Source organism: Stenotrophomonas veracruzanensis (assembly GCF_032911525.1).
Taxonomy (GTDB): domain Bacteria; phylum Pseudomonadota; class Gammaproteobacteria; order Xanthomonadales; family Xanthomonadaceae; genus Stenotrophomonas; species Stenotrophomonas africana.
This window is the reverse complement of sequence record NZ_JAWJTI010000031.1, coordinates 25,205-48,410: the sequence shown is the minus strand read 5'-3', so window position 1 is coordinate 48,410 and position 23,206 is coordinate 25,205. Positions and strand designations below refer to the sequence as shown.

17 protein-coding genes and 1 pseudogene are annotated in these 23,206 nt (G+C 68.5%); 13 read left to right on the top strand and 5 right to left on the bottom strand.

Annotated elements, in window-relative coordinates:
- Positions 1–407 precede the first annotated feature (407 nt).
- The 9 genes and pseudogenes from R1H25_RS16135 to R1H25_RS16095 all read left to right on the top strand — a co-directional run bounded on the left by R1H25_RS16135 (position 408) and on the right by R1H25_RS16095 (position 12,788).
- Positions 408–2,062 (top strand): annotated as a pseudogene (locus tag R1H25_RS16135) (TldD/PmbA family protein).
- 30 nt (positions 2,063–2,092) lie between these two features.
- Positions 2,093–3,727 (top strand): TldD/PmbA family protein, encoded by a 1,635-nt coding sequence (locus R1H25_RS16130; protein WP_032128710.1) that lies wholly within the window; start codon positions 2,093–2,095, stop codon positions 3,725–3,727.
- 21 nt (positions 3,728–3,748) lie between these two features.
- Entirely contained in the window at positions 3,749–5,083 is a 1,335-nt protein-coding gene (locus tag R1H25_RS16125) for a TldD/PmbA family protein (protein ID WP_049448321.1), read from the top strand.
- The gene (locus R1H25_RS16120) at positions 5,083–5,790 is read left to right on the top strand and encodes a DUF4159 domain-containing protein (RefSeq protein ID WP_049448319.1); all 708 of its coding nucleotides are present in this window, start codon (positions 5,083–5,085) and stop codon (positions 5,788–5,790) included. The genes R1H25_RS16125 and R1H25_RS16120 overlap by 1 nt, the downstream gene beginning before the upstream one ends.
- 16 nt (positions 5,791–5,806) lie before the next feature.
- Positions 5,807–6,790: a MoxR family ATPase gene (locus tag R1H25_RS16115; protein WP_049448317.1), complete on the top strand. Its 984-nt coding sequence runs from the start codon at positions 5,807–5,809 to the stop codon at positions 6,788–6,790.
- Positions 6,791–6,797: 7 nt separating this feature from the next.
- Positions 6,798–7,694 carry a DUF58 domain-containing protein gene (locus R1H25_RS16110; RefSeq protein ID WP_317224098.1) on the top strand — a complete coding sequence of 299 codons (897 nt, stop codon included), beginning with the start codon at positions 6,798–6,800 and terminating at the stop codon, positions 7,692–7,694.
- Positions 7,691–8,812 (top strand): BatA domain-containing protein, encoded by a 1,122-nt coding sequence (locus R1H25_RS16105; protein WP_317224097.1) that lies wholly within the window; start codon positions 7,691–7,693, stop codon positions 8,810–8,812. Before R1H25_RS16110 ends, R1H25_RS16105 begins: the two co-directional genes overlap by 4 nt.
- A complete protein-coding gene (locus tag R1H25_RS16100; RefSeq protein WP_317224096.1) occupies positions 8,809–10,983 on the top strand; it encodes a hypothetical protein in 2,175 nt (724 codons plus the stop codon). The genes R1H25_RS16105 and R1H25_RS16100 overlap by 4 nt, the downstream gene beginning before the upstream one ends.
- Positions 10,980–12,788 (top strand): hypothetical protein, encoded by a 1,809-nt coding sequence (locus R1H25_RS16095; RefSeq protein ID WP_317224095.1) that lies wholly within the window; start codon positions 10,980–10,982, stop codon positions 12,786–12,788. Before R1H25_RS16100 ends, R1H25_RS16095 begins: the two co-directional genes overlap by 4 nt.
- A gap of 99 nt (positions 12,789–12,887) precedes the next feature.
- Here R1H25_RS16095 and R1H25_RS16090 read toward each other — a convergent pair whose 3' ends face one another.
- On the bottom strand, positions 12,888–13,562 hold the full coding sequence (locus R1H25_RS16090; RefSeq protein ID WP_317224094.1) for a hypothetical protein: 675 nt from the start codon (positions 13,560–13,562) through the stop codon (positions 12,888–12,890).
- A 40-nt stretch (positions 13,563–13,602) separates the two neighbouring features.
- The gene (locus R1H25_RS16085; protein ID WP_317224093.1) at positions 13,603–14,121 is read right to left on the bottom strand and encodes a hypothetical protein; all 519 of its coding nucleotides are present in this window, start codon (positions 14,119–14,121) and stop codon (positions 13,603–13,605) included.
- Positions 14,122–14,333: 212 nt separating this feature from the next.
- Between R1H25_RS16085 and R1H25_RS16080 the strand changes: the two genes are divergently transcribed.
- The 3 genes from R1H25_RS16080 (at position 14,334) to R1H25_RS16070 (ending at position 18,223) form a co-directional block, all read left to right on the top strand.
- Positions 14,334–16,823 carry a DEAD/DEAH box helicase gene (locus R1H25_RS16080; protein ID WP_317224092.1) on the top strand — a complete coding sequence of 830 codons (2,490 nt, stop codon included), beginning with the start codon at positions 14,334–14,336 and terminating at the stop codon, positions 16,821–16,823.
- Positions 16,820–17,842, top strand: coding sequence for a ribonuclease H-like domain-containing protein (locus R1H25_RS16075; RefSeq protein ID WP_317224091.1), 1,023 nt, complete (start codon positions 16,820–16,822; stop codon positions 17,840–17,842). The genes R1H25_RS16080 and R1H25_RS16075 overlap by 4 nt, the downstream gene beginning before the upstream one ends.
- Positions 17,843–17,908: 66 nt before the next feature.
- Positions 17,909–18,223, top strand: a complete 315-nt coding sequence (locus R1H25_RS16070) for an I78 family peptidase inhibitor (RefSeq protein ID WP_317224090.1) — start codon at positions 17,909–17,911, stop codon at positions 18,221–18,223.
- 67 nt (positions 18,224–18,290) lie between these two features.
- Here the strand turns inward: R1H25_RS16070 and R1H25_RS16065 are convergent, their stop codons facing one another.
- Together R1H25_RS16065 and R1H25_RS16060 are read right to left on the bottom strand one after the other, a co-directional pair.
- On the bottom strand, positions 18,291–20,273 hold the full coding sequence (locus tag R1H25_RS16065; protein WP_317224089.1) for a M56 family metallopeptidase: 1,983 nt from the start codon (positions 20,271–20,273) through the stop codon (positions 18,291–18,293).
- Positions 20,274–20,276: 3 nt separating this feature from the next.
- Positions 20,277–20,663, bottom strand: a complete 387-nt coding sequence (locus R1H25_RS16060; protein ID WP_049448297.1) for a BlaI/MecI/CopY family transcriptional regulator — start codon at positions 20,661–20,663, stop codon at positions 20,277–20,279.
- Between the two features lie 189 nt (positions 20,664–20,852).
- Here R1H25_RS16060 and R1H25_RS16055 point away from each other — a divergent pair, with 189 nt between their 5' ends.
- The gene (locus R1H25_RS16055; RefSeq protein WP_317224088.1) at positions 20,853–21,920 is read left to right on the top strand and encodes a serine hydrolase domain-containing protein; all 1,068 of its coding nucleotides are present in this window, start codon (positions 20,853–20,855) and stop codon (positions 21,918–21,920) included.
- 33 nt (positions 21,921–21,953) lie between these two features.
- Here R1H25_RS16055 and R1H25_RS16050 read toward each other — a convergent pair whose 3' ends face one another.
- A complete protein-coding gene (locus R1H25_RS16050; protein WP_049448294.1) occupies positions 21,954–23,078 on the bottom strand; it encodes an SDR family oxidoreductase in 1,125 nt (374 codons plus the stop codon).
- Positions 23,079–23,206: the final 128 nt, after the last annotated feature.

The window sequence follows — 23,206 nt, the reverse complement described above, 5'->3', positions numbered from 1 at the left end:
GATCCGTTTTCCGCAGGAAAACGGATCTGACCCCGGATACATTTCGATGTCTGACAGATGTGTCGACCAAGGTCGACACCTACCAACAGCCGCCGGAATCCGTCGAAGGTGGGGCGGTGTCGGATTGCGGGGTGTCAGCCGCATGAATGCGGCTGCCAAGCCTACACGGACGTACTTGCGGCGTCCCCGCAATCCGACACCGCCCCGCCAACCCACGGAATGCCCCTCTGGCTCTGGCTTTGGCCGTTGCCGTTGCATTGAGCAGGTGCAGGGCGCAGCCCTGCCGAAACACCCCCAACCATGACTGCAGTCACTTGCCCGGACGCGCCGCGCTGGCGAAAGTCGGGAAGTTGACGTGATCGGTCCGGCCCGTTGCCAACCGCACGCAAGCGAGAGAGAGAAACGCTGTGCAACGACGTGAGTTCCTGGCTTTTTCCGGTCTGGGCCTGGCGGGCCTGCTGCTGCCGCATTCCCGTGCCATCGCCGCCGAGCAGCTGCTCGCCCCGGTCGATACCGTCCAGCGCAGACGCCTGGCGGACGTAGCGCTCGCCGCCGCACGCACGGCCAAGGCCAGCTACTGCGATGTGCGCATTGGCCGCTACCTCAACCAGTCGGTCATCACCCGCGAACACCAGGTCGGCAATGTGACCAACCGCGAATCGTCCGGCGTGGGCGTGCGGGTGATCGTCAACGGCGCCTGGGGCTTCGCTGCAACCCATCAGCAGACCGAAGCCGCCGTGCGCGCTGCGGTCGAGCAGGCGGCGGCCATCGCCCGCGCCAACGCCGGCATCCAGACCCGGCCAGTGCAGCTGGCGCCGACGCCGTCGGTGGGTGAGGTGCGCTGGCAGACGCCGGTGCGCAGGAACGCGATGGCGGTGCCGATCCAGGACAAGGTCGAGCTGCTGCTGGCGCTCAATGCCGCCGCGCTGAATGCGGGCGCCGACTACATCAATTCCACCCTGTTCCTGGTCAACGAACAGAAGTACTTCGCCTCCAGCGACGGCTCGTTCATCGACCAGGACATCCATCGCATCTGGCTGCCATTCACCGCCACTGCCATCGACAAGGCCAGCGGCAAGTTCCGCACCCGCGCCGGCCTGTCCTCGCCGATGGGCATGGGCTATGAATTCCTTGATGGCGATGCGCGCGGCAAGGTGCATCTGCCCGGTGGCATCACCGCCTACCGCGACTCCTACGACCCGGTCGAGGACGCCATCGCCGCCGCCCGCCACGCGCGCGAGAAACTGAAGGCGCCGTCGGTGAAGCCCGGCAAGTACGACCTGGTGCTGGACCCGTCCAACCTGTTCCTGACCATCCACGAGAACGTTGGTCACCCGCCCACGAGAACGTTGGTCACCCGCTGGAGCTGGACCGCGTGCTCGGCTACGAAGCCAACTACGCCGGCACCAGCTTCGCCACCCTGGACAAGCGCGATGCCGGTTTCCGCTGGGGCAGCGACATCGTCACCTTCTTCGCCGACAAGACCCAGCCCGGCAGCCTCGGTGCGGTCGGCTACGACGACGAAGGGGTGAAGACCCAGCGCTGGGACCTGGTGCGCGACGGCATCCTGGTCGACTACCAGGCCACCCGCGATGAAGCCCATATCCTCGGCCGCGATGCATCGCATGGCTGCAGCTACGCCGATTCCTGGTCCAGCGTGCAGTTCCAGCGCATGGCCAATGTCTCGCTGGCGCCGGGCAAGCAGCCGCTCAGCGTCGAGGACATGATCAAGGACGTGGAGAACGGCATCTACATCCACGGCCGGGGGTCGTATTCGATCGACCAGCAGCGATACAACGCGCAGTTCGGCGGCCAGCTGTATTACCAGATCAAGGACGGAAAGATCGCCGGCATGGTCGAGGACGCGGCCTACCAGATCCGCACGCCGGAGTTCTGGAACGCGTGCACTGCCATCTGCGACGAACGTGACTTCCGCCTGGGTGGTTCGTTCTTCGACGGCAAGGGCCAGCCCGGCCAGGTCTCGGCGGTCTCGCACGGTTCGTCCACCACCCGCTTCAACGGCATCAACATCATCAACACCGCGCGCAGTCTCGGCGCTTGAGCCACCCATCCTTCGACATGGAGAGCAGCCTTGCAAAGACGTGACTTCCTGGCCCTGACCGGGCTTACCGCGGGCGGGCTGATCGTGCCCTCCTTCTTCGGCAAGGCGATCGCCGCCGAACAGCTGCAGAGCACGCTGGACCTGGGGCTGAAGAAGCGGCTGGCCGATGCGGCGCTGGCCGCCGCCCGCCAGGCCGGCGCCACCTACTGCGACGTGCGCATCGGCCGCTACCTGCGGCAGTTCGTGATCACCCGCGAGGACAAGGTGCAGAACGTGGTGAACACCGAGTCCACCGGTGTTGGCATCCGCGTGATCGTCAACGGTGCCTGGGGCTTTGCCGCCACCAATGCGCTGGGCACCGCCGACGTAGCCAAGGCCGCGCAGCAGGCTGCTGCGATTGCCAAGGCCAATGCCGGCGTGCAGACCGCACCGGTGCAGCTGGCCAAGGCGCCGGGCGTGGGCGAGGTGAGCTGGCGCACGCCGATCCGCAAGAATGCGATGGAGGTGCCGATCAAGGACAAGGTCGGCCTGCTGCTGGACGTCAACGCCGCGGCGATGGGCGCCGGCGCCAGCTTCGTCAACTCGATGCTGTTCCTGGTCAACGAGCAGAAGTACTTCGCCTCCACCGATGGCTCCTACATCGACCAGGACGTGCACCGCATCTGGGCACCGATGACGATCACCGCCATCGACAAGTCCAGCGGCAAGTTCCGTACCCGCGAAGGCCTGTCCTCGCCGATGGGCCTGGGCTACGAGTATCTGGACGGCGCAGCTGCCGGCAAGGTGGTCAGCCCGAATGGCGTGGTCAACTACAGCTCTTCCTACAACATGAAGGAAGACGCCATCGCCGCCGCCAAGCAGGCGCAGGAGAAGCTGAAGGCACCGTCGGTGAAGCCGGGCAAGTACGACCTGGTGCTCGACCCGTCGCACACCTGGCTGACCATCCACGAGTCGATCGGCCACCCGCTGGAACTGGACCGTGTGCTCGGCTACGAAGCCAACTACGCCGGCACCAGCTTCGCCACCCTGGACAAGCGCGAACAGCATTTCCAGTACGGCAGCGAGCTGGTCAACATCTTCGCCGACAAGACCCAGCCGGGCAGCCTCGGCGCGGTGGCGTACGACGATGAAGGCGTGAAGTGCAAGCGCTGGGACCTGATCAGCAACGGCAAGCTGGTGGACTACCAGACCATCCGCGACCAGGCCCACATCCTCGGCAAGACCGAATCCGACGGCTGCTGCTATGCCGACTCGTGGTCCAGCGTGCAGTTCCAGCGCATGGCCAACGTGTCGATGGCACCGGGTAAGAAGCCGCTGAGCGTGCCCGACCTGATCAAGGACGTGGAGAACGGCATCTACATCATCGGTGATGGTTCGTTCTCGATCGACCAGCAGCGCTACAACGCGCAGTTCGGCGGCCAGCTGTTCTACGAGATCAAGAACGGCCAGATCACCCGCATGCTGGAAGACGTGGCCTACCAGATCCGCACGCCGGAGTTCTGGAATGCCTGCACCGCCGTGGCCGACGAGCGTGACTACCGCCTGGGCGGTTCGTTCTTCGACGGCAAGGGCCAGCCGGGCCAGGTCTCGGCGGTCTCGCACGGTTCGTCCACCGCGCGCTTCAACGGCATCAACGTCATCAACACCGCACGCAGCCTCGGCTGATCGGTCAGGAGCCCTTACACCATGAGTATCTTCACCGAAGCCCAGGCCAAGGCCATCCTCGACAAGGTCATTGCCCTGTCCAAGGCCGACGAATGCACCGCCGTGCTGGCGGGTTCGATCAACGGCAACATCCGTTTCGCCCTGAACAACGTTTCCACCAGTGGCATCGTCGACAACACCGAGCTGGCGGTCACCGTCGCCTTCGGCAAGCGCGTCGGCACGGCCTCGATCAACGAGTTCGACGACGCCGCGCTGGAACGCGTGGTGCGCCGTGCCGAAGACCTGGCCCGGCTGGCCCCGGAGAACCCGGAGTTCATGCCGGCCATCGGCAAGCAGAGCTACCGCGCCAGCCCGACCTTCAGCGAATCCACCGCTGCCATCGATCCGGCCTTCCGTGCCAAGGTCGCCGCCGATTCGATCGCCCCGTGCCGTGGCCACGGCCTGATCGCCGCCGGTTTCCTTGAAGACGGCCAGGGCTTCCAGGCCACCGCCAACAGCAACGGCAACTTCGCCTACCAGCGCACCACCAACTTCGATTACACCTGCACCGTGCGTACCGAAGATGGCCGCGGTTCGGGCTGGGTCGGCCGCAACCTGAAGGATGCGGCGGACTTCAAGGCCGACCAGGACATCCGCATCGCCATGCGCAAGGCCACCGAATCGGCCGAAGCCAAGGCACTGGAGCCGGGCAAGTACACGGTCATCCTGGAGCCCGCCGCGGCCGCCGGTCTGATCAGCTTCATGATGAACTTCTTCAGCGCACGCTCGGCCGATGAAGGCCGCAGCTTCCTATCGAAGAAGGGCGGCGGCAACAAGCTGGGCGAGCAGGTCTACGACCCGCGCGTGACCATGATTGCCGACCCCTGGCATCCGGATGCACCGGTGCTGCCGTGGGACAACGAAGGCATGCCGCGCGAACGCATGGCGATCATCGAGAACGGCAGGATCGCCAACCTCGACTACTCGCGCTTCTGGGCGCAGAAGCAGGGCAAGACCGCCAAGGCCACGCCGGGCAACCTGCTGATGAGCGGTGGCGACAAGAGCACCGCCGAGCTGGTACGCGGCACCCAGAAGGGCATCCTGGTCACCCGTACCTGGTACATCCGCATGGTCGACCCGCAGACCGTGCTGCTGACCGGCCTCACCCGCGACGGCACCTTCTACATCGAGAACGGCCAGATCAAGCACCCGGTGAAGAACTTCCGCTTCAACGAGTCGCCGGTGATCATGCTCAACAACATCGAAGAGCTGGGCAAGCCGGTGCGCGTGGCCGGCGATGAATCCAGCTACGTGATGATGATCCCGCCGATGAAGCTGCGCGATTTCACCTTCACCTCGCTGTCCGACGCGGTCTGATGGATCGCCGGGCCTGCCTGCGCTGGTTGGCCGCTGCCGCTTCGGCGGCGGCGCTGCCGGCCTTCGCGCAGGCAGGCCCGCGCAGTTCGCGCTACGACTTCTGGTTCACTCGCCTGCAGTACGACTCCGGTGACTGGGACGTGGACGCGCGCATGCCGTCCAACCTGATCACCTCGCTGATCGACTACACCTCGCTGCGCGTGGACCCGCAGGAACACGTGGTGGCGCTGGCCGACCCGCGCATGCTGGAAGCGCCGTTCTGCTACCTGGCCGGGCACACGCTGGTGGAGTTCAACGCCGCCGAGCGGCAGAACTTCGTGCGCTATGTGCGCAATGGCGGCTTCGTCTTCGTCGACGACTGCAACCACGATATCGACGGCCTGTTCGCCACCTCGTTCGAGGCGCAGATGGGCCGCCTGTTCGGTCCCAGGGCACTACAGAAGCTGCCCAACAGCCACCCGCTGTACCGCAGCTTCTTCCGCTTCCCCGATGGCCCGCCCGCCACCAGCTTCGAACTCAACGGCTGGGGCGACGACCTGGTGCACGACTACCTGAAGGGTATCGAGGTCGATGGCCGCCTGGGGCTGCTCTACAGCAACAAGGACTACGGCTGCGAGTGGGACTACGACTGGCGCAACAAGCGCTTCCTGGCCGAAGACAACACGCGCTTCGGCGTCAACATCGTGATGTACGCGTTGAACAATTGATAGGACCTGCACGCCCATGACCTCCCCCGACCTCGATTCCCTGCTGCCGCGCCTGCACGATCTGCGCGCTGCGCTCGCACGCGCGGTGGTTGGCCAGAACACCGTGGTCGAGCAGCTGCTGATCGGCCTGCTGGCCGGCGGCCATTGCCTGCTGGAAGGTGCGCCCGGGCTCGGCAAGACCCTGCTGGTGCGCTCCCTGGGCCAGGCGCTGGAACTGCAGTTCCGGCGCGTGCAGTTCACCCCGGACCTGATGCCCAGCGACATCCTCGGCACCGAGCTGCTGGAAGAAGACCACGGCACCGGCCATCGCCATTTCCGTTTCCAGCAGGGCCCGATCTTCACCCACCTGCTGCTGGCCGACGAACTCAACCGCACCCCGCCCAAGACCCAGGCCGCACTGCTGGAAGCGATGCAGGAGCGCACGGTCAGTTACGCCGGCACCACCTATGCACTGCCGGCGCCGTTCTTCGTGCTGGCCACGCAGAACCCGATCGAGCAGGCGGGCACTTACCCGCTGCCGGAAGCGCAGCTGGACCGCTTCCTGCTGCACGTGCTGGTGGATTACCCCAGCGAGGACGAAGAGCGGCAGATCCTGGAGCAGACCACCGGCGGTGCGACCGACGCGGTGCCGAAGGTGATGGATGCCGAAGCGGTCATCGCACTGCAGGCCGCGGTGCGCCAGGTGCACGTCAGCCCCGATGTGCTGGCCTGGATCACCCGCCTGGTACGCGCCAGCCGTCCGGGCGACGGCGCGCCGGCCGCCATCAACCAATGGGTGAAATGGGGCGCCGGCCCGCGTGCCGGGCAGTCGCTGGTGCTGGCCGCGAAGGCCCGTGCGCTGCTGCAGGGCCGGTTCGCCGCCACCCGCGAGGATGTGCAGGCACTGGCCGCGCCGGTGATGCGCCATCGCCTGCTGCTGTCGTTCGCCGCCGAGGCCGAGCAGAAGCGTGCCGACGACGTGGTCGCCGCCCTGCTGCAGGCCGTGCCGTTCCCGGGTTGATTCACGCGTGAGCGCCGGTACCCCGCTGACCTTGCCACCGGAACTGCGTGCGCGCCTGCGCCTGCTGCGGTTGCGGCCGCGCCTGGCCAGCGGCGCCAGTGGCATCGGCCAGCACGCCAGCCGCAGCCGCGGTGCCGGCCTCGAATTCGCCCAGTACCGTGCCTACGAGCCCGGGGACGAACTGCGCCAGATCGACTGGAAGCTGTACGCCCGCTCGGATCGCTTCTTCGTGCGCGAGTCCGAGCGCGAAAGCCCGATCACGGTCTGGCTGCTGCTGGACGCCACCGCTTCGGCCAATCAGGCAGATCGCGCGGCACCACAGCACACGCGCCTGGACCATATGCGCGGCGTGGCCGCCTGCGTGGTTGAGCTGGCCCTGCAGCAAGGTGACCGTTTCGGCCTGCTGGCAATCAACGGCGATGGCCTGCAGCTGGTCCCCGCGGCGAACGGTGCGCGCCAGCGTGATCGCGTGCATCTGCAACTGCATGCCCTGCAGGCGCGCGGCGCCTGGCCTGCGGCCGATCGCCTTCGGCCGCTGTGGGAACGCGTGCGCCCGGGCGACCTGCTGCTGGCGATCGGCGACGGCTTCGACGACGCCGGCATCGTGCTGCTGGAACAGCTGGCCAGCACGCGCCGCGAAGTGGCACTGCTGCAGATCCTCACCGCCGACGAGCGCGACTTCCCGTTCGACGCCGGCCACCGCTTCCGCGATCCGGAGACCGGCGAGGAACTGTTGGGCGACGGCGCGGCGATCCGCGCCGACTACCTGCAGCGCTTCGCTCACGCACGCAGCGCGTTGCATGCGCGCCTGCGGTCCAGTGGCATCGCCAGTGCCACCGGCTGGCTCGACCGACCGTTGGACCAGGCACTGCAGGCGCTGTTCGGCCGGGGGGGCGGTGCATGACCCTGCTGTTCCCGCTCGCCCTCGCCGCGCTTGCCGCATGGCTGCTGCCGCTGCTGATCCATCTGGCCCGGCGCCATCCGTACACGCCGCTGGATTTCGCCGCGCTGCGCTGGCTGCGCGCACAGATCCGGCCGCGCCAGCGCATCCGCTTCGATGACTGGCCGTTGCTGCTGGTGCGTCTGCTGTTGCTGGCCGCACTGGCCCTGCTGCTGGCACGACCTGCGTTGACCGGCCCCTCTCCCGCCTCCGATGCGTGGACGGTGGTGGCCCCTGGCCTGGACGCTGCTGCACTGCGTGGTACCGCTGCGGACCGCAACTGGCACTGGCTGGCACCTGGCTTCCCCGCCATCGAACAGGCGCCACCTGCAGCCAGCGCCTCCCTGCCCAGCCTGTTGCGCGAACTGGACGCACAGCTGCCCGCGGGCACCGCGTTGGTCGTGCACGTTCCCGACCCCCTGCCCGGCCTGGATGGTGCCCGCCTGCAGCTTTCGCGCGACGTGCAGTGGCACACGCAGCCGATACCGGTCACCCCGCCGCAGACTGCAGCAACTCCGCCCCGGTTACGCGTGCACGGCGAAGCATCCGCGACTGCCCAGCGCTGGTTGAACGCGCTGCAGCGCGCGTGGGGCGTGCAGGCACCGCTCGCTCCGCTGCCGGCAGATGCCCTGCCCGAACGCGGCGAGATCGGCGTGTGGAACCGCAGCGATGCACTGCCGGCGACCTGGCAGGCGTGGCTGCGTGACGGCGGTCGTGTCATGACTGCCGGCAAGCCTGCTGCCAGTGCCAGCATCCTGCTGCGCGATGCCGAGGGCACACCGCTGCTGTGGCAGCAACGCATCGGCCACGGCTATCTGCTGTCGCTGCCGGGCGACTGGAATGCCGCCAGCAACCCCGCGCTGCGCGATCCGCGACTGCCGCGTGCCCTGCTGCTGGCGCTGCAGCCGCCCACGGCCCCGCGCCTGGGCGATGCACGTGACCAGGCACCGCAGCGGGCCACATTGCCTGCTGCAACACCACCGCTGCGTGAGCCGACGCCTTGGCTGTTGCTGGCCATCGTGCTGCTGTTCGCGCTGGAACGCTGGATGGCCAGCAGCGCCCGCCGCAGGGTGGGCGCATGAATACCTTGCAGCACGCCTGGCAACGTGCGCGCCGCCGCCGTGCGCTCATCACCCTGCTGCTGGGCCTGCCATGGGCGCTGGCTGCGGCGGTGCTGGCCCTGCGTCTGGCAGGTTTCGATATCGCCTGCGTCGTCGGTACGATCAGCCTGCTCGCGTGTGCGGGCTTCGCCACTGCGCGTGCCCGCCAACTGGACCGGCAGTGGCTGCAACGCCACCTTGATGGCAGCGGTGCCAGCGAGGACAGCGCCGATCTGCTGTTCGCCGATGCCGCCACGCTCAATCCGCTGCAGCAGCGCCAGCGTGCGCATGTGCTGGCCACGCTGGAACGCGCGATGCCGGAGCTGCGTCCGCGCTGGCCACATGGTGCATTGGCGCTGTGTTGGATCGCGGGGCTGGCCATTGTTGTGCTGGCACTGGGCTGGCCACGTTCGAACCCCGGTTCCGCGCCTACCCGCACGTCGGCGCCCGGCAGCACTGCTGCCGCAGGCCCGCTGCGCCTGCAGTCCACCCGCCTGCGCATCGACGCGCCGGCCTATACCGGCCAGGCCACGCTTACCCAGAATGCGCTGGACGCCAAGGTCGCCGCCGACAGCCGGCTGTCCTGGTCGCTGCGCTTCGACCGCGCACCGGACAAGGCATGGCTGCAGTTCCACGACGGTCGTCGGTTGCCACTGAGCGAGCACGAAGGACAGTGGCAGGCACAGGACATTGCACGCACGCCGGTGCTGTACCGCGTGGTGAGCGAACCGGCACTGGCAGAGACCCGCCTGCATCGGCTGGATGTGGTGGCCGACCGTGCACCCAGCGTGCGCGTACTGGAGCCCACGGCCAGCCTGGTGCTGGGCACGCCGGGGCAACGACAGTGGGCACTGCGCTTCGAGGCCAGCGACGATTACGGTGTCGCGGCGCAGGCAACGCTGTCGATCACCACCACCCAGGGCAGCGGCGAGAACATCACCTTCGTGAAGCGCAGCGTCATGCTTGCCGGCAGCGGCGAAGCCACCGCGCGGCGTTTCGCCCACACCCTTGATCTGGCTGCGCTGGGCGCGCAGCCCGGCAACGATGTGATCGCCCAGCTGGAGGTGCGCGACAATCATGCACCCACGCCGCAGACCGGGCGCAGCAGCAGCGTGATCCTGCGCCTGCCCAGCGCCGAAGTCGCGCTCGGTGCAGAGCTCGAGGGCCGCATCAAGAAGACCCTGCCTGCGTACTTCCGCAGCCAGCGGCAGATCATCATCGATGCCGAAGCGTTGATCCGGCAGCGACGCAGCCTGGCCGCCGAGGACTTCGTGAAGCGCAGCGATGCGATCGGTGTCGACCAGCGCATCCTGCGCCTGCGCTACGGCCAGTTCCTGGGCGAGGAAAGCGAAGGTGCGCCGAAGCCACCGCCGACCAGTGACCTGCCCACCAGCGATACGCCGGCCGCAGACGACCACGACCATGACGACGAGCACGATCACGACCATGGCGCCGATGCAGGCGCGCACGACGCGCATGGCCACGACCACGGCGGAAAGCCGGCCAATGCCGATACGCCACCGGTGTTCGGCAGCGCCACCGATGTGCTGTCGGAGTACGGCCACACCCATGACCACGCCGAGGCGGCCACCCTGCTCGATCCGCAGACCCGTGCCACGCTGAAGGCCGCGCTGGACCAGATGTGGTCGGCCGAAGGCGAGCTGCGCCAGGGCCGTCCGGAGCAGGCATTGCCTTTTGCCTACAAGGCGCTGGGCTTGATCAAGCAGGTGCAGCAGGCCGAGCGCATCTACCTGGCCCGGGTCGGGCCGGAGCTGCCACCGATCGATGAAGGCCGTCGCCTCGGCGGTGATCGCGCTGGACTGGCCAGTCGCGAACTGCCGCTGGCGGCGCGCACCCCGCCCGATCCGGCCATCGTTGAATCCTGGCAGCGCCTGAGTGATGACAACGGCGCACCGGATCTCAATGCGCTTGCGGCCTGGCAGCAACGCAATGCGGCCTACCTGCCCGATGCATTGGATCTGGCTGCGGCCATCGAGCAGCTGCGCATCGAGCCCGACTGCAGCGACTGTCGCCAGCGCCTGCGTGCGCAGCTGTGGCGGGCGCTGCAGCGTCCACTGCCACAGGCGATGCGCCGCAGTGCGGCCGATGCGATGGGCCAGCGCTACCTCGATGCGCTGGAGGGGCAGCCATGAACGCCTCCAGCCTGAACCTGTGGATTGCGCTGGCACTCGCTCTGGCGGTGGTCATCGCCAGCGTGCGCCAGCTGCGTGGACGCACCGCGCACCCTGGCCGCCGGTGGAGCGTGATCGCACTGCAGATCATCGTCGCCACGCTGCTGTACTTCTGCCTGATTCCGCCCACCCGCCAGCAACCCGCAGGCGGGCTGGTCGTGCTTGGCGTCGATGCGGGCAAGACCGGCGCGCTCCCGGCCAGCGAAGGCCCGCTGTTGCTGTTGCCGGAAGCTGCCGATGTGTCCGGCGCACAGCGCGTTCCCGACCTGGCCACCGCGCTGCGCCAGCATCCGGCCGCCACGCTGACGCTGGTCGGTGCGGGCCTGGCCGCACGTGACCGCGACGCGGTGCTGCCGCCGGATGTACGTTGGCAGGCCGCACCGGAGCCGCGCGGCTGGATCGCGCTGCAACCACCGGCCGATGTCGCACCCGGTGCCCGCTTCGATGTGCAGGCTCAGGCGCGTGGCGCGGCCAAGGCGAAGGCCGAACTGCTCGACCCGGCCGACAGCGTAGTCGATCGCACGGACGTTGCCGACGACGGCCGCGTGCAGCTGAGTGGCATCGCCCGCGCCGAAGGCCGCAGCGTGTTCCAGCTGCGCCTGCTCGATACCGACGGCCATGTGGTGGACAGCGTACCGGTGCCGCAGCAGACCCTGCCGGCCGCACCGCTGCGCCTGCTGGTGCGCGCCAGCGCGCCGGGTCCAGAGCTGAAGTACCTGCGCCGCTGGGCAGCCGATGCCGGCATCCGCGTGCAGGTGCAGGCGGATACCGGGGCCGGACTCAGCATCGGCGATGGCGCGGTGTCGATTGATGCAGCATCGCTCACGCGCAGTGATCTGCTGCTGCTGGACGAGCGCAGCCTCGCGGCATTGAGTGCGGGCCAGCTGGCCACCGTGCGCCAGGCACTGCGCGATGGACTGGGCGTGCTGGTACGCAGTGCGGGCGCGCCTTCGGCCGGTGCGCGCCAGCGCCTCCGCGATCTGGGCCTGCCCGTGCAGGGCGATGGCAGCAGCCACACCCTTGAACTTCCCAGCGATGGCGAAAGCGCGATCCTCGCCGCACGACGTGGCCCGCTTGCCGCCGGCACGTTGCCGACCGGCTACGGCGAAGAGGCCGACCGCAGCTCGCACAGTGCCGCGCTGCCTTCGCTGGAAGCACTGGCGTTGCAGGCGCCGGGCAGCAACGCGCTGCTGCACGATCGGGGCGGCAAGGCCGTCGGCGGCTGGCGCGCGGTCGGCAACGGACGCATCGGGCTGCTGCCGCTGACCGACAGCTGGCGCTGGGTGCTGGCCGGCCGCGATGACCGCCACGGCGAACTGTGGAGCGACGTGGTTGCCACGCTGGCACGCGCGCAGGGCAGCGGTGATGCGCTGTGGTCACCACAAGTGATTGCCTGGGCCGGAGAACGGCAGTCGCTGTGCGGCGCGCAGGCGCCCCTGCAGGTCTTCAGCAAGCGTGGCGACGCTGTACCCCTGATTGTCGATGGAGCGACGTCGGCGCTGCGCTGCGCCGGCTGGTGGCCGCGTGAAGCGGGCTGGCAGCGCCTGCAGCATGGCGACAGCGTTGTCTGGCGCTATGTGTTCGACCCGAAGGACGCACCCGCACTGCATCGACAGGCGATGATCGATGCGACCACGCGGGCGTTGGCCTCCAGTACATCGGCGAATGCGTCGGTGATGCAACCCGTGGCAGGCTCACGCTGGCCGTGGTGGCTGGCGTTCGTGTTGTGCGCATCGCTGCTGTGGTGGCTGGAACGGCGGCGCTGACCGCATCGATTGGATCGCGGGCAGCATCCACGCATGGCGTGGATCTACTGCCCGGTTGCCCTGGTAGATGCCAACCTTGGTTGGCGCCTTTCCGCGGGGTCAGCGCTTGCCCGCGCGTCGGTACACGCCGTTGAAGCGCACGTTCATGCCACCGCATTCGCTGTTGTCGGCCACGATCAGCACCGCACCCAGCGAATGCACGCGGACCTTGCAGGTGTCCTCGACGAACTCGACGTCGGCGCCACGCGGCGCCGCGCGCGCTTCCACCTGGCCCATGTTGGGTCCATAGGGACGCTGCTCCGGCGTGGGGTTGGCGGAGGGCCAATAAGCGTCCCCCTCCACATGCAGTTGCCCGCCCTGCACGCGGATCTTCAGGCCGTTGTCGCCATCCTTCCACTCCCCCGCCCAGTCCTGCAGCGTTGGCACGGCCACCGGCAATGGCTGCAGCTTGCTGCGGTCGACCCAACCGGCACTGCCACCCACCTTGTTCGGGAAGAACGCGCAGCGGTAGCGGCCGAGATCACGCCCGGTCACCACGGTATCGCCGTTGACCACATAGCTGCGCTGTCGGCAGGCCGGTTCGCCCTTGGTCGGGCAGCCGTCCATGTCGCCAAGCAGGTACAGACGGGGTGCATCGACCACCCGCGCCAGTGCGAACTGGCTTTGTTCGGAGGGGAACGCACCGTTGCGGCAGGCACCACCGCCGGCGATGCCGTCCGCGAAGGCGGAGACCGGCAGCAATGTGGCCATCAGGCAGATCGAACGCAGGAACATGGCAGCACTATTGGTGGGGGAGCCGGCAGGATATACCGGGCTACTTCACCGGCGGTGCATCGCCGGCATCCTGCTCCTGGGAGAACCGCAGCGCGCGCTGCCGCTGTTCGGCACTGAGCTCCGGCGGCGGCCGCGCCACGGCGGCCTGGATCTGCGCCGGTCCGCCGGTGAGCTTGTTGACGCCCTTGGCGGCCGCCATGACCCCCTTGACCACGCCCATCATGATGTAGCCGCCGCCCATGCTGACCTGCTCCGGCGATGGCGGTTCGCTCCAGTCGCGGCTGAAGCGGTTGTCACCGAACTTCACCGGATTCTTGAAGCGGTACAGGTCGAGCGGCTCGTCGTCGGGCTTGAGCGCACGCACTTCGCCGAGGGTGGTGACATTGTCCTGCGGCAGGGCGGTGGAAATCGGCGCGGTGGTTGCCGCCGGGGCATCAGCAGGGGGAACGGGTGCAGGATCGGGCACTGCCACCGGCGCGGCCTGCTGCGCCTGCGCGATGCCGGCCAGCAGCATGCCGGCCAGGAGTGCTCCCTGCGTTCCACGTCGTACCACAGCCATCCGCCCTGTTGGTTGTGTCCAGCGCCCAAGGATACGGATGCCGGCTTCAGATTTCGTTGCTGCACCGGCAGCTGTTCAGCCAAGGGAGATGCGGCGACGCCACGGGACGCTAGCACTGAACGATTCACGCCCGCCGTGTACGGTGTCTCACATCCTGAGACGTGAGTGTGGTGCCATGTGACCCCTCGCAATCCGTCCCGGCTCCATCTTCCATGGCTTACGAACTCGCCAAGCGCACCGCCGATGCCGAGCAGAAGCTCGCCACCCGCGATGGCCTGCCCGCCCGCGACGGCGCCCTGCTCAGCGCGCGCCTGCAGCGCCGCTACCAGGACCGCATCACCGGCAGCTTTGCCATTCCCGGCCGCGAAGGCCGCTATGCGCCCATTCCCGATTCAGTTCCGCCTGCCCTGGCCGCCGCGCTGAAGGCGCGTGGCATCGAGCAGCTCTACAGCCACCAGGCCGAGGCCTGGGAGGCGAGCCAGCGCGGCGAGCACGTGGCCATCGTCACCCCCACCGCCAGCGGCAAGTCGCTGTGCTACACCCTGCCGGTGGTCAGCGCGGCGATGCAGGACAAGGCCAAGGCGCTGTACCTGTTCCCGACCAAGGCGCTGGCCCAGGACCAGGTGGCCGAGCTGCTGGAACTCAACCGTGCCGGTGACCTGGGCGTAAAGGCCTTCACCTTCGACGGCGACACCCCCGGCGATGCGCGCCAGGCGATTCGCCTGCACGGCGATATCGTGGTGTCCAACCCGGACATGCTGCACCAGGCGATCCTGCCGCATCACACCAAATGGGCGCAGTTCTTCGAGAACCTGCGCTACATCGTCATCGACGAAGTGCATACCTACCGCGGCGTGTTCGGCAGCCACGTCACCAACGTGCTGCGCCGGCTCAAGCGCATCTGCGCGTTCTACGGCGTGCAACCGCAGTTCATCCTGTGCTCGGCCACCATCGGCAACCCGCAGGCGCATGCCGAGGCGCTGATCGAGGCGCCGCTTACCGCCATCACCGAATCCGGTGCGCCCAGCGGGCCGAAGCAGGTGCTGCTGTGGAACCCTCCGGTGATCAATCCGGACCTGGGCCTGCGTGCCTCGGCACGCTCGCAGAGCAACCGCATCGCCCGCATCGCGATCAAATCGGGGCTGAAGACCCTGGTGTTCGCACAAACGCGGTTGATGGTTGAAGTGCTGACCAAGTACCTGAAGGACATCTTCGACCACGACCCGCGCAAGCCGCCGCGCATCCGCGCCTACCGCGGCGGCTACCTGCCCACCGAACGCCGCGAGACCGAGCGTGCGATGCGCGCGGGCAACATCGATGGCATCGTCAGCACCTCGGCGCTGGAACTGGGCGTGGATATCGGCAGCCTGGACGTGGTGATCCTCAATGGCTACCCGGGCAGCGTGGCCGCCACCTGGCAGCGCTTCGGCCGCGCCGGCCGCCGCCAGCAGCCCGCACTCGGGGTGATGGTGGCCAGCTCGCAACCGCTGGACCAGTACGTGGTGCGCCATCCGGACTTCTTCGCCGAGGCGTCGCCGGAACACGCACGCATCGCGCCCGACCAACCGCTGATCCTGTTCGACCACATCCGTTGCGCGGCCTTCGAGCTGCCGTTCCGGGTCGGCGATGGCTTCGGCCCGATCGATCCGGAAGTGTTCCTGGAAGCGCTGGCCGAAACCGAAGTGATCCACCGCGAAGGCGAACGCTGGGAATGGATCGCCGACAGCTATCCGGCCAATGCGGTCAGCCTGCGTGCGGTGGCCGACGGCAACTTCGTGGTGGTCGACCGCAGCGATGGCCGCCAGCAGATCATCGCCGAGGTCGATTATTCGGCCGCCGCGCTCACCCTGTACGAAGGCGCCATCCACATGGTGCAGTCCACGCCGTACCAGGTGGAGACGCTGGACTGGGACGGCCGCAAGGCCTACGTCACCCGCACCCATGTGGATTACTACACCGACAGCATCGACTTCACCAAGCTCAAGGTGCTGGACCGTTTCGATGGCGGCGTGGCCGGCCGGGGTGATTCACACCATGGCGAAGTGCACGTGGTACGCCGCGTGGCCGGCTACAAGAAGATCCGCTACTACACCCACGAGAACATCGGCTACGGGCCGGTGAACCTGCCCGACCAGGAACTGCACACCACTGCGGTGTGGTGGCAGCTGCCGCAGGCGCTGCTGCTGCGCGCGTTCGCCAGCAAGCAGGATGCGCTGGACGGCTTCCTCGGTGCGGCGTATGCGCTGCACATCGTCGCCACCGTGGCGGTGATGGCCGATGCGCGCGACCTGCAGAAGTCGGTGGGTAACGGCGATGGTTCCTGGTTCGCGATCGCCGACCAGAGCGGCCGTGGCCAGCTGCGTGGCAGCGAGGGAGATCCCGGTGTGGTGGAGCTGCTGCAGGAATTCGTGCCCACCGTGTACCTGTACGACAACTTCCCCGGTGGCGTCGGCCTCAGCGAGCCGTTGTGGCAGCGCCAGGCCGAACTGGTGCAGCGCGCGCGCGAACTGGTGCAGCGCTGCGACTGCAAGGCCGGCTGCCCGGCCTGCGTGGGCCCGGTGCTGGCCGCACAGGAGGAAGATGAGACCTCGCCGCGCGCGCTGGCGCTGCGCGTGCTGGACCTGTTCGATGCAGAGGCCTGCCATCACGTGCGCGACGTGGTGGTGACCACGCGCGAGCCGATGGAGCTGATGGCACCGTGAGCCTGAGCCTGGACAAGCTGCGCCTGCTGCGCAGGCAGGCCGGCGACCCGAAGGCGAGCACACCGGCCGCGCCGGACGTGCCCCCTGCGCCACTGCCACCCGTGGCCGCCAACGATGCGCGGCAACCACCGGCCGAGCGTTCGGTGTTCGCCTGGGTCGAACAGGAAATCCGCCACAAGCCGACCGGCGCTGCAGCCCCCACACCGGCATCCGCACCGCTGCGGCGGCCGGAAGTGGGCAGCCTGCATCGCCTGCTCGGCCTGCGTTCGCGCGGTGGAGCCGCGCCGGCACGCGCCAGTGCACAGGATCGCCAGCTGCCCGGCGAGGAGATCGCGCCAGGCCTGTTCCTGATCGAGTCGCTGCAGCCGCAACCGATCCCGACCGCCCCGCTGTCATTGGCCTTCGCCAAGCGCGAAGGCCAGCACGTGGCCGCGCGCGACCTGCTGTTCTTCGATACCGAAACCACCGGCCTGGCCGGCGGTACCGGCACCCGCGCCTTCATGATCGGTGCCGCCGACTGGCACGCCTGCCCGCAGCGCGGCGAAGGCCTGCGCATCCGCCAACTGCTGATGTCGACGATGGCCGCCGAGGACGCGATGCTGGCCACCTTCGCCAGCTGGCTGCAGCCCTCCACCGTGTTCTGCAGCTACAACGGCCGCAGCTACGATGCGCCCCTGCTGAAGGCGCGCTATCGGCTGGCCCGCCAGCGTTGCCCGATCACCGCACTGGATCACGTCGACCTGCTCTATCCGACCCGCCGCCGCTATCGCGGCACGTGGGAGAACTGCAAGCTGTCCACCATCGAACGCCAGCTGCTGCGCGTGGTGCGCGAGGACGACCTGCCGGGCTCGGAGGCGCCGGGCGCATGGCTGCGCTTCCTGCGCGGCGGCGACGCCGTGAACCTGCGCCGGGTGGCCGACCACAACCACCAGGACGTAGTGACCCTGGCCCTGCTGCTGCAACGGCTGGTACGCGAGGAGCAACGCGAGCGCGAGACGCTGGCGCTGGTCGGGCAATAGGCGTTGACGCGGCCTGACGGTGGCATCGGTGACACTGCCGCCACCATCCATGCCTGGAGCCCGACGATGCGCCCCAATCCCCTGGCCCTGCTCGCCATCCTGCCCTTGGCCGCCTGCAGTCATGCCGGCAGCAGCACCGCCCACAATCCCGCTCCGGCGCCCGTGGCCGAGACCGCGCACGAATGCAGGCCGGAAGCGCTGGACGCCTTCACCGGCAAGACTGCCGACGAAGCCACGATCAAGAAGCTGGTGGCTGACAGCGGCGCGCGCGGCGCACGGGTGGTCAAGCCGGGCATGGCGGTGACCATGGACTTCCGCCAGGACCGCGTCACCGTGCAGGTGGACGCGCAGAACCGCATCGAGCGCGCCAGCTGCGGTTGATCGACCCAAGGTAGTGGCGGCTACTGGCCGGCACCCCACATCGCCGGCCAGTAGCCGGCACTACCGATCAGAGTTGCTCGGCCTTGCCGCTGGCCAGTGCGCGCGCGATCACCTGCTGTGCCTGCTGCGATGCCTGCGCATGCACGCGTGCCTGGCGCTCGCCCAGCGCGGCCTGCTTGCTGCCCAGTGCCGCTTGGCGGCTGGCCAGTTCAGACTGCTGGCTGGCCAGACGCTGCATGTCACGGGTGCGGCCGGACTGCGCGGCCTCGCTGCGGGCTTCCTGCATCGCACGACGTGCCTCGGCGGCGGCCTCGCGGGCGGCCTCACGCGCAACGGCCACGTCGCTGGTTGCACCGCGCGCAGCCTTCGCCGCTTCCGCAGCCGCCTCACGGTTGATGTCGTGGGCGGCCATCGCGCTGCGCGCTGCCTCGGCGGCGGCCAGTGCGATGCGGCGTGACTCCTCGCCCTGCAGACGCCCCATCTCACCCATCTGCTTGCCGAGTTCGCCCTGCTGGCGACCCAACGCGCTCTGCTGGCGGCCCAGTTCGCTCTGCTGGCGCCCCAGGTCTGCGGCGCCGCTGTAGGCACGCTGCAGGGATTGGATCAGCATCGGGTCGCGCACCACATAGCGCTTGTCGCCCTGGCGGAACCACAGCGCCGGGCCCTTGCCGAGCTGCCTGCGGGCCAGCGTAACGTCGTCGATGCCACCGTTGGCGAAGGTCGAATCACCATCGACCAGCACGTAGGCCTCCCGGGGCGACTTGCCCAGATCGAGGCGACCGTAGGTGGTGATGGACGTGGTGGTGGATGTCGTGCCGTCATGGTCCTCATCCCTGCCAGTGGCATCGTCGACGTAGGCCACGTCGGCATCGTCAGGACCGGACGGTTCTTCCACATCGGCCGGTTCGGCGGGCGGCGCCGGCGCCACCGGCACGGCCGGCACACGCGCGGACGACGGGGGGGCAGGCGGAGCCTTCGGCGGCGCGGGCACCACGGCGGTCGGTGCCGCAGGAGGCGCGGGCGGCGCCGGCGGCACTGGCGCTGCGACCAGCCGCATCGGTGCCACGCCCACCACCACCACGATGGCCGTCAGGGCCACCGCCAACAGGCGCGGGCAGGACCGGCGCGACTGCAGCGAGAGCAGGCGACGCTTGAGGCTGGTGGTGCTCGGTGCGGCACTGGCCACACCCAGGTGCGGCTGCGGGGCCACGCCCAGCTGCAGCAGCAGGCGGCCATAGGCCTGGCGGCTCGCGCCATGCTGGCCGACCACCGCCGCATCCACCGCTTCCTCCCGGGCCTGGGCGTATTCGCGCACCGACAGGCGCAGCAGCGGATGGAAGAAGAACAGGTGCTGCGCCAGTGCGGGCAGCAGGCCCCACTGCAGGTCGCGACGCTGCAGATGCTGCAGTTCGTGGGTCAGTGCCAGGTCCAGCGCATCGCCCTGCAGGGCGTTGTCGCCGGCCGGCAGCAGCAGCACCGGGCGGAACGGCCCGACCAGCTGCGGCGAGTCCACCTGCGTGCTCATCCACAGCCGCGGTGCAGGGCGCACGCCATGTGCGTCGGAAGCCAGCTGCAGGGCCTGCACCAGCGCCTCGTCCTCGCAGGGATAGGCGGCGGCCAGCAGCGCCCGGCAGCGACGCCACTCACCGAAAGTGCGCAGGGCCATCAGCAGCACGCCCGATGCCCATAGCGCAGCCAACGCGACGGCCCACCACGCCACTGCCGGCACGTCCGGTGCAGTCATCGGCATTGTCGCCAGCAACTGCGCCGAGGCTTCCGGCGCCAGTGGGTAGACCAGATCAGCGGCAACGTCAGTGGCGGTCATCGCCACCGCCTGCGGTGCCGGCAGCCAGGCCAACTGCAACGGCTGGCTCCAGAACAGGCCGAGCACGGCCTGCAGCGAGACCAGCCACCACAGGCGGCAGCGGGTAGCCGCCGACAGTGTCGGCAGCGCGCGGCACAGCACGTAGACCAGCGCCACCAGCAGCACGGTCTGCAGGCTGGTCCAGCCCAGCCGTTCCAGCATCGGGATCAGCAACGTAGTGTCCATGGCTCAGCCCTCGTGGCGACGCGATTGGAGTTGGGCGACCAGCGCTTCCAGCTCGGCCAGCTCGTTGTCGCTGACCTGCTGGCGCTGCGACAGGTAGGCCACAAATGGCGACACCGAGCCCTGGAGGGTGTTGTCGATGAACTGGGCCACGGCCCCCTGCAGCACGCTTTCCGGGCCACGGGTGGCCTGGTAGCGGTAGACGCCGTCCTGCTGCTGGCGCTGAAGATACCCCTTGGCCCGCAGCCGCTCCATCATCGTCAGCACGGTGGAACGGGCCAGGCCACGGGCCTCGCCGTAGCCACTGGCGACCTCACCGACCGTGGCCGGCGCATGTTCATCGATGTACTGCAGCAGGGCCAGTTCCTGGTCCCCGATGGTCTTGCCACGCATGACACCACTCCCTTGACTACACGTGTCGTCACTGTCAGCTTGACGACAACTGTAGTCAACCCCCCGGAAGTCATGGGCCGACGAACGGTAGGGGCGCCGAGCGCTTAAACCTTTGGCGCGCCGGCTGCATCCGATCCGGACGCCCTGCAGGAATTCCGCATGTTCCGCCCAACGCTTCGAGTCGTACTCATGCTCATCAGTGCCCTGCCCTTCACCGCCATCTCTGCCAGCCAGGACCAGGCCAACGACCAGACCCGCCGCCTGATCCGCCAGATCATGCTGGAGCAGCGCATCCCCGGGCTGCAGGTCGCGGTGGTCAAGCAAGGGCAGATCGTGCTGTCCGAAGCCTATGGCCTGGCCAATGTCGAGAATGGTGTGCTTGCCTCGCGCGACACCCGCTTCCCGCTCAACTCGGCCACCAAGGCATTCACCGGCGTGGCCGCCGCGCAGCTGGCGCAGGAGGGGCGATTGGATCTGGACGCGCCGGCCTCGCGCTACCTGGATGATCTTCCACCAGCGTGGAGAGACGTACGCGTACACCAGCTGCTGGCACATACCTCCGGCCTTCCGGACATCCTTGATGCGAACGGGCTGTTGGGCGCTGGCTCAGAAGCGCAGGCGTGGGCGGCCGTCACTGCGCAGCCGGTCGAAGCCGAACCCGGGCAGCGCTTCGCCTACAACCAGACCAACTACGTACTGCTGGCACGAATCATCGCGAAGCAATCCGGCATGCCCTACGAACGTTTCCTCGCCACCGGCCAGTTCAGCAGCGCGCGCATGGCCCGCACCACCTTCGGCGACAGCTACGACCTGATTCCGGATGCGGCGACGATGTACAGCCTGGCCCCACGTGCCACCGACGCTGCGGATGCGCCGCCGCGCCTGTCGCACTGGTTCTACGACATACCACCTTCGCTGTGGGCAGGTGGCGGCATCCTCACCACCGCCGACGACACCGCGCGCTGGCTGATCGCGCTGACCGAAGGCCGCCTGCTACCGGAGACGGCCCTGCGGCGGATGTGGAGCGCGGAGCGTCTGGTCGATGGCCGTGCCGGCCCATGGGCGGGTGGCTGGCCGGTGCTGCGCGCATCGCCCGACCTTCAGGTGGCCGGTATCGGCGGTGCGCGCTCGGCCTTCGTGGTCTATCCCGAGCGCGGCGTGGCGGTGGTGGTGCTGACCAATCTTGTCGGTGCCAATCCGCAGCAGTTCATTCCGCGCATTGCCGATCTCTATGCGCCTGCGGTGACCGTGCCCTGAGGCTGCCGGCCAGCGGCCGGCACTACCGTCGGCTCAGCCCCGCGGCCCACCCATCACCGGCAGGATCACCCCGCTGATGTAACTGGCACACGCCGGCGAGGCCAGGAATACATAGGCGGGCGAGAGCTCTTCCGGCTGCGCGGGCCGGCCCATGTCACTGTCCTTGCCGAACTCAGCGACGTCCTCCGCCTTCTTGTCGGCCGGGTTCAGCGGCGTCCACACCGGTCCCGGCGCCACGCAGTTGACCCGGATGCCACGTGGCAGCAGCTGGCTGGCGAGCGACTTGGTGAACGCATGGATTGCGCCCTTGGTGGCCGAGTAGTCGATCAGCGCCTTGCTGCCGAAGATTCCCGTTTCCGAACCGGTGTTTATGATGCTGGCGCCCTCGCCCAGATGCGGCAGCACCGCGCGCGCCATCTGGATGTAACCGCCGATGTTGGTCTGAAGGGTCTCCTGAAGGTGCGCGTCCTCCAGGTCCTCCAGGCGCTCGCAATGCAGCTGGAACGCGGCGTTGTTGACCAGGATGTCGATGCCGCCGAACGCCTTGGCCACTTGCTTCACCGCCCTGTTGCAGAAGCGCGGATCGCGCACGTCACCGGCGATCACCACGCAGCGACCGCCTTCGCGCTCCACGTGCTGGCGGGTGATATCGGCATCCTCGGCTTCGTCCAGGTGGAGTACCGCCACATCGGCGCCTTCGCGCGCGAACAGCACCGCTACCGCGCGACCGATGCCGGAATCACCACCGGTGACGATCGCGCGCATGCCCTGCAGCTTGCCGCTGCCGACGTAGTCCGGTGCCAGGAAGCGCGGTGCCAGTTCCAGTGCGTGCTCATGGCCCGGCTTGGCCAGCTGCTGCGCCGGCATCGCCTCCGGCTGTCGGCGCGTGCCGGCCTGGGTTGCGGTTTTCTTCGTTGTCTTCGTTGCTTTTTTTGCCGCGCGCACGTCCTTGGCCTTCTCCTGGTCCTGCAGGCGCCGCTGCCGCGCTGCCACACGGGCCGCGCGCGGATCGGAAGCGGCAGCCTTGCGGGTGGCGGTCTTCACCACGCGCGGGCGCTGGGATGCGGTGGTCTCGGTGGCGGCTGGCGCGGCCTGGGTGCCTTTGCGCACCTTCGGCGATGCCTTGCGGCGGGTGGGGGTCTTCTTGGTGGTGGCCATGCAGGTCTCCTCGGGAGGGTTGGGGTTGCCGGCAAGCGGCCGGCACTACCGGGGGCGGCATCCGCCGCACCTGCAGTCTCTCCGCCCGGGCTGTCGGGGACAGTGAGCACTCCGTGCCCACCGCGTGC